Below are 6,259 nucleotides of genomic sequence, written 5' to 3'. Positions count from 1 at the left end.
TGCTGTGGCGGCACGTGGGCGACGCGTACGTGCACGTGGCCGCTCCGGCACGCACGTCGGGAGCGTGGCTGCGCGACGTGGCGGCCACGTTCGATGCCGGCAACGTCGGCGTCGTCGTGTTCTTCCTCGTCAGCGGCTACGTCATCCCTTTCAGTTTCAAGAGCGGTCGCGATGGAGCAGTCGGCAGTTTTCTGATCAAGCGCTTCTGGCGAATTTTTCCGGCCTACTGGTTGTCCGTTCCGCTCGGTGCATTGACCGGATTCTGGATCTGGGGCCTGCCGTTCACGCTCGCCGACGTCGCCATCAATTTCACGCTGCTGGAAACCGTTTTTCGTACTCGCTCTGCGGAAGGGCTATACTGGACGCTGTTGGCGGAGTGGACGTTCTACGCACTATGCGTTGTGCTCTTCCTCACCCATAGCCTTGCGAATACGCGGCGTCTCCTCGGGTTGGCGGTTCTGTTGCTGTGTGCCTACCTGGCGACCGTCGGAACCTGGAATTTAGGCCTGCACGCGCTCGACCCGGTCTTCGGTGTGGCCTGTTTTTATCTGTCGATCATGCTGAGCGGAACGCTTTACCGTACGTGCATCGCCGAGCCGGGCGCTGATCGTCGACTGAAAGCGGGAGTCATCGCGTTGCTCGCCGTCTACACGTTTGCCTTGCCGATTGTCGGACTGGTGCGTGTGGGGCTCGGCACGAGTCCGTGGGTCCCGTGCGCGATCGGCTTCTGGCTTTTCGTCATCGGCACGCGCTGGGTGCGCGTATCAACCCGCTTGACCGACTGGCTCGGCCGCATCAGTTACTCGATCTACCTTCTCCATCCGATTGTGTTCATGGCGTTGCTGTGGTGGCTGTCACGACCATCGACGAACGCATGGTGGCGTCAGCAGCATCTCGCCGTGTATCTGCTGGTCAACGCGTGCATCACGATTGCGCTTGCTGCGCTGGCATTCCGCTTCGTGGAGAAGCCGGGCATCCGGCTGGGACACCGCTGGGCACGACGCTGGGAGGAGCGCGAGGCTCAGTCAGTGTCCGGCACCAGCGGCGACGTTGCCGAACGGCGGCTTCGCGAACCAGACCACCGGAATCATCGCGAGGAATAGCACGGTGCAGAGCAGGAACACATCGTTGACCGCAAGCGTCAGTGCCTGGCGGGTGACCAGCGCGTCGATGATGCTCAAGCCTCTTGCCGCTGGTCCGCCCAGCGCGCCAAGCCCGTTGATGTAGTCCATCGCGGCCGGACTGGTCGCGTTGACGTGTTCCGCGAGCACGGTGTGATGATACTCGCCGCGGTGCTGCCAGATCGTTACGGTTACTGCCGTCGACACGCTGGCCGCGAGCGTTCTGCAGAAATTGGCAACACCGGACGCAGAGGCGATCTGGTCGGGCTGCAGTCCCGAAAGAAAAATCTGGTTGAGCGGGATGAAGAAGCACGGGATGCCCATTCCCATGATGAAGCGGGGCCAGATCAGCTGGTTGAACGCCGCGTTGTCGGGGAAGCTCGCGAACCAGTACGAGGTGAATGCGAACACGATGAACGCGAAGGTGACCACCGAGCGCAGCTCAAGCCTCTGGATGTTGCGCCCGATGATCGGTGACAGCAGGAACGCAAGGATGCCGACCGGGGCGGTCGCATAACCAGCCCACGAAGCGGTGTAGCCGAGCACGGTCTGCAGCCACAACGGATACACCACGTTGATGCCGAAGAAGCCGACCATGCCGAACGACATCGCGGCGACACCGACGGTGAAATTGCGTTTTCGGAACAGCGTGAGATCGACGATCGGCTGGCGCTCGGTCAATTCCCATGCGACGAAGAACACCAGACTGACGATCGCGATGATCGCCAGCGCCGTGATGAACGGCGACGAGAACCAGTCCTTGTCGTTGCCGTTGTCGAGCATGAATTGCAGGCAGCCGATGCCGAGGACGAGCAACACAAGGCCGACGGCGTCGATCCGCGTCTTGACGATCTTCGACTCGCGGTTGCGCAGCAACGTCCAGGTGATCGCGACCGCCAGCAAGCCGACCGGTACGTTGATGTAGAAGATCCATGGCCACGAGTAATTGTCGGTCAGGAATCCGCCGAGGATCGGCCCGAAGATCGGAGCGACCACCACCGTCATCGCCCATAGCGCGAGCGCCAGTCCTTTTTTCTCGTTCGGATAGTTGTTGAGCAGCAGGCTCAGCGAGAGGGCCACCATGGGTCCGGAACCAGCGCCCTGCAGCAGCCGGCCGATCACCAGCATCGGCATGCTCGGCGCGAATCCACACAGCACGGACATTGCAACGAACAACAACGCGGAAATGCAGAAGCTGCGCACCTCGCCGAACTGGCGTGCGATCCATCCGCTCAGAGGTTGCATGATTGCGCTGGCGAGCGAATACGAACTGATTGCCCACGTTCCTTCCTGTGGGCTGACGCCGAGGCTGCCCGCGATGTGCGGCACCGAGACATTCACGATCGTGATGTCCAGCACTTCCATGAACGTCGCGAAAGCGACCGCGACGGTCAGCATTGCGAGCGGCGCGCCGGTCAGCGGAGGGAGCGGCGTGCGGTCGGCCGGAGTGGCAGCCATGGAGGTCGGACTCAGCGTACGGGGGCGAGGTTGGCCTGCACGATCGCATCTGCCTCGGCTTCGGCGTTGGCGAAATCACGGGCATACACGTCGGTCTGGGCGATCGCCGTCGTCGATGCCGTCGCAGCAAGAACGCTGCCGCTTCGATCGTGCGTATCGATGTTCACCGCGGTCGAGAGGCCGACGCGCAACGGCGATTTCTCCAGCTGCTTCGGATCGAGCGCGATGCGCACGGCGACGCGCTGCACCACCTTGATCCAGTTGCCGGACGCGTTCTGCGCGGGCAGCAGCGCGAAGGTCGAGCCGGTTCCCGCGCCGAGACCAACCACTGTGCCGTGGTACTCGAAATTTCCTCCGTACAGATCGCTCTCGACTGTTGCGGGCTGGCCGATGCGGATGTGCGCCAGCTGGCTTTCCTTGAAGTTCGCGTCGATCCACAGATCGTGCAACGGAATCACCGTCAGCAACGCCTGGCCGGGCTGCACGCGCGCGCCGACCTGCACGCCTCGCTGTGCGACGTAGCCGCCGATCGGTGCAACGATCGCGTTGCGCTCGCCGTTGATCCACGCCTCGCGAAACGCAGCCTTGGCCTGCATCACCGATGCGTTGTCACCGATCGGGGTGCCATCGACCAGCGCGTGCGACGCGTCCGCCTGGCGCGTGGCCAGTTCGAGCGCGGCTTTCGCGGTTTCAACCGCTTCACGCGCGTGGGCAACTTCTTCCGGCGCGATCGCCCTGTCGGCGAGCAATGGCTGCCGGCGCTGCAGATCTGCTTGGGCGCGCGCGAGATCCAGCTTGCGCGCGGCAATCGACGAGTCGTACTGCGACGCCATCGCCGTCTGCTGACGCACCTGGCGCACCGCATTGGCGAGTGCGCTCTTTGCTTTCGCAAGATTCACCTGCGAATCGGTCGGATCAAGCTTCACCAGCACCTGACCTGCGTCGACACGCTGCGTATCGTCCGCGAGGACCGCAATGACGGTTCCGGGTACTTGCGCCGACACCGCGACCTGGTTGCCGTTGACGTAGGCATCGTCGGTGACTTCCCGTTGCGAAAAGACCGTCACCCACAGAACGTACCAGACGATGCCGGCGACGATGAACAGCAGTGCGATCACGATGAGGATCACGCGACGCTTCTTCTTGCTCACCGGTGCGGCTTTTTCGGGCGTCGCCGGTTTTCTTTCGGGCGCGGCGGGGGCGGGCGTGTCGCTCATCGGGAGTGGGCTCGTTCAACGGAATGGGGTAGGGGCGCCGATGCGTCGGTTCCGCTGGAGACGGGCATGTCGTCCATGCGATAGCCGCCGCCGAGCGCCTTGTTCAATGCGATGTCAGCCGACACGGCCTGCGCATCGAGAGTGGCGGCGGCGTCGCGTTGCTGCAGCACTTGCGCTTGCGCGGCCAGCACGCTGCGATCGTCGCCGACCCCTCGTCGTGCACGCGCAACTGCGATATCGACAAGCGATTGTGCCGATGCGAGTTGTTGCTCGCGCTGATGCCGGCGCGCATCGATCTGTGCGAGCGTCAGCGCCTGCGTGGCGACTTCGCGCGCCGCGTCGACCACGCTCGCGTCGTACTGCGCGGCTGCGGAATCCAGTTGCGCCTGCGAAACGCCGTACGCCGCGCGTTGGCGCCCGAGTCCGAACAACGGAAGGTGCACGGCAGGCCCGAGTGCCGCGGTGCGGCTTGGTCCTGAAACGAGCTTTCCGAGATCGAGCGACTGCAAACCGATCATCGCGCCGAGACTGATGTCCGGATAAAACTCCGCACGCGCCGCGTCGACGCGGCGCATCGCCGCCTCGATTCGCCAGCGGTTCGCGGCGATATCCGGCCGTCGCGCCAGAAGGTCGATGCCGATGCCCTCGGGCAGGGTTGCGCTGATCGTCGGCAACGGTTTCGGATCGAGCTTCGGAAGATCGGCGGGCGACACACCGAGCAATGCGGCCAATGCCGCGAGGCGCAGTTGCGATGAACCTGCGAGAGCGGCCTGCTGTTCGCGTGCGCCGGCCAGTTGTGCATCGGCTTGATGGACATAGTCGGGTGCATCGATTCCGCTTGCTGCACGTCGCGCCGTGATGGCGCGCTGGCGCTCGTACGCGCTCACGGTGTCGTTCGCCAGCGCCAAACGTGCCTGATCGGCTTGCCAGCTGAAATAGGTGTCGGCGATGGCGGTCGTCAGCATCAGCGCTGCGGCACTGCGTTCGGCCTCGGCGGCGTGCGCCTCGTCGATCGCTGCAGCGACGGCAGCCCGCGTCTTGCCCCAGAAATCGAAGTCGTACTGGAACTGCAGGCTGAGATCACCCTGATTGTACCAGGTGAAGCCGAGAAACTGCGGCGGAATCAGGCCGTTTTCGCTGAGACGCAACCTCTGCACCTGGCCATTCGCCTGAATCGACGCGCCTCCGGCCGCGCTGGCGACATCGATCGATCGCACGGCGGTATTGAATCGCTGGCGTGCCTGCTCAATGGACGGTGAGCCTGACGTCCCCTGTTCCTCGAGTCTGTCGAGCTGCGGATCGCCGTAGCGCTGCCACCAGCGCGCGTCCGGCCAGGCACCATTTGCGGGGGTCGGAACGCCGGCCAACGGGGCTTCGTTGCGCAGCTGCGGCATGTCGGGCTTCCGCGGAATCGAGCAGCCCGCGATGACGACCAGGGCGACGGCAACGAGCGGGCGGGGGACGATGGCAGTCATCGATGGGCTTCTGCGGTATCGGATCTGGATGCGCGTGACCCAAGCGGTCATTGCTGCGCCGAATGGTTTCGAACGACCCGACCCGCACCCCGCATGACACCTTCGAATGGCGCGCAGAAACATTCGCGCGGAAAGTCGATGTGCCGAGGCGAGGACGAGAGTCGAGCCGGGACCGGCTCTGGATAACAATACTATTGAGTTTTGTAATTCGGCGCAACGCCCGGATCAGCACCTTCAGGGCAAATCGGGCTCAGCGATAATCGCGGTGGCAGGCTTCGCAGGCATTGGCGATCGTGGTCAGCGCTTCGGCTTGGCGAGGACAGGGCGCGTTCGTGTCCCACTGGTCGATCGCGCTTCGCATTTCACTGGCGTACTGGCTGAAAACTCGATCCTTCGTTCCCGGCGGCATCAGCGCGCGTTCCAGATCCGTGGTCAGGAGTTTGAGGTGCGCCGCCGCATCCGCAACGCGTGGGACATCGCAGGTGCCAGTGCGCGCCGTGCTGCGCGCGTCGACCAGTTCATGCTGCATCACGTTCATCAGTCCGCGCGGCCATGCGTGACGGGCGGCAATCGCGTTGCCGGCCATGCTCGCCATCAGCGCGCCGGCGATCAGGCCGACGACCAGACAGATCAGGTAGCGCATCGGAAGGGCTCGTTCAAAACGCAATGGTAGCGCGCGCGGCATGGCTCGCCGACGACAGCGGCGATGCGCCACATGATGCTGCTACGCTGCGCGCCGTCATGAATTCCCCAGACTTCCACGAACGATTCAGCGGCGTCGATCGGCTGTATGGCGTCGGCAGCGTTGCTCGCCTTGCGCGGGCGCACATCTGCATCGTCGGAATCGGAGGGGTCGGATCCTGGGTCGTCGAAGCGCTGGCCCGCAGCGGCATCGGTCACCTCACACTGATCGACGCTGACGATGTGTGTGTCAGCAACACGAACCGGCAGCTGCACGCGCTCGATGGGGAATTCGGCAAACCGAAAG

At 63.9% G+C, this 6,259-nt stretch carries 6 protein-coding genes; 2 read left to right on the top strand and 4 right to left on the bottom strand.

Annotated elements, in window-relative coordinates:
- Positions 1-1,103: acyltransferase (locus ABIV12_RS16965; protein ID WP_348061530.1), on the top strand; the 1,103-nt coding region annotated here is incomplete at its 5' end.
- Here the strand turns inward: ABIV12_RS16965 and ABIV12_RS16960 are convergent.
- The 4 genes from ABIV12_RS16960 to ABIV12_RS16945 form a co-directional block, all read right to left on the bottom strand.
- Positions 1,026-2,579 carry a DHA2 family efflux MFS transporter permease subunit gene (locus ABIV12_RS16960; protein ID WP_348061528.1) on the bottom strand — a complete coding sequence of 518 codons (1,554 nt, stop codon included), beginning with the start codon at positions 2,577-2,579 and terminating at the stop codon, positions 1,026-1,028. The genes ABIV12_RS16965 and ABIV12_RS16960 overlap by 78 nt on opposite strands.
- Positions 2,580-2,590: 11 nt before the next feature.
- Positions 2,591-3,796 (bottom strand): HlyD family efflux transporter periplasmic adaptor subunit, encoded by a 1,206-nt coding sequence (locus ABIV12_RS16955; RefSeq protein WP_348061526.1) that lies wholly within the window; start codon positions 3,794-3,796, stop codon positions 2,591-2,593.
- On the bottom strand, positions 3,793-5,271 hold the full coding sequence (locus ABIV12_RS16950) for an efflux transporter outer membrane subunit (RefSeq protein ID WP_348061524.1): 1,479 nt from the start codon (positions 5,269-5,271) through the stop codon (positions 3,793-3,795). Before ABIV12_RS16950 ends, ABIV12_RS16955 begins: the two co-directional genes overlap by 4 nt.
- A gap of 250 nt (positions 5,272-5,521) precedes the next feature.
- Entirely contained in the window at positions 5,522-5,914 is a 393-nt protein-coding gene (locus tag ABIV12_RS16945; RefSeq protein WP_348061522.1) for a hypothetical protein, read from the bottom strand.
- A 98-nt stretch (positions 5,915-6,012) separates the two neighbouring features.
- Here ABIV12_RS16945 and ABIV12_RS16940 point away from each other — a divergent pair.
- The coding region (locus tag ABIV12_RS16940; RefSeq protein ID WP_348061520.1) for a ThiF family adenylyltransferase at positions 6,013-6,259 on the top strand (247 nt) is incomplete at its 3' end.

Source organism: Dokdonella sp. (genome assembly GCF_039926425.1).
GTDB lineage: Bacteria > Pseudomonadota > Gammaproteobacteria > Xanthomonadales > Rhodanobacteraceae > Dokdonella_A.
This window is presented reverse-complemented; position numbering and strand designations above follow the sequence as displayed.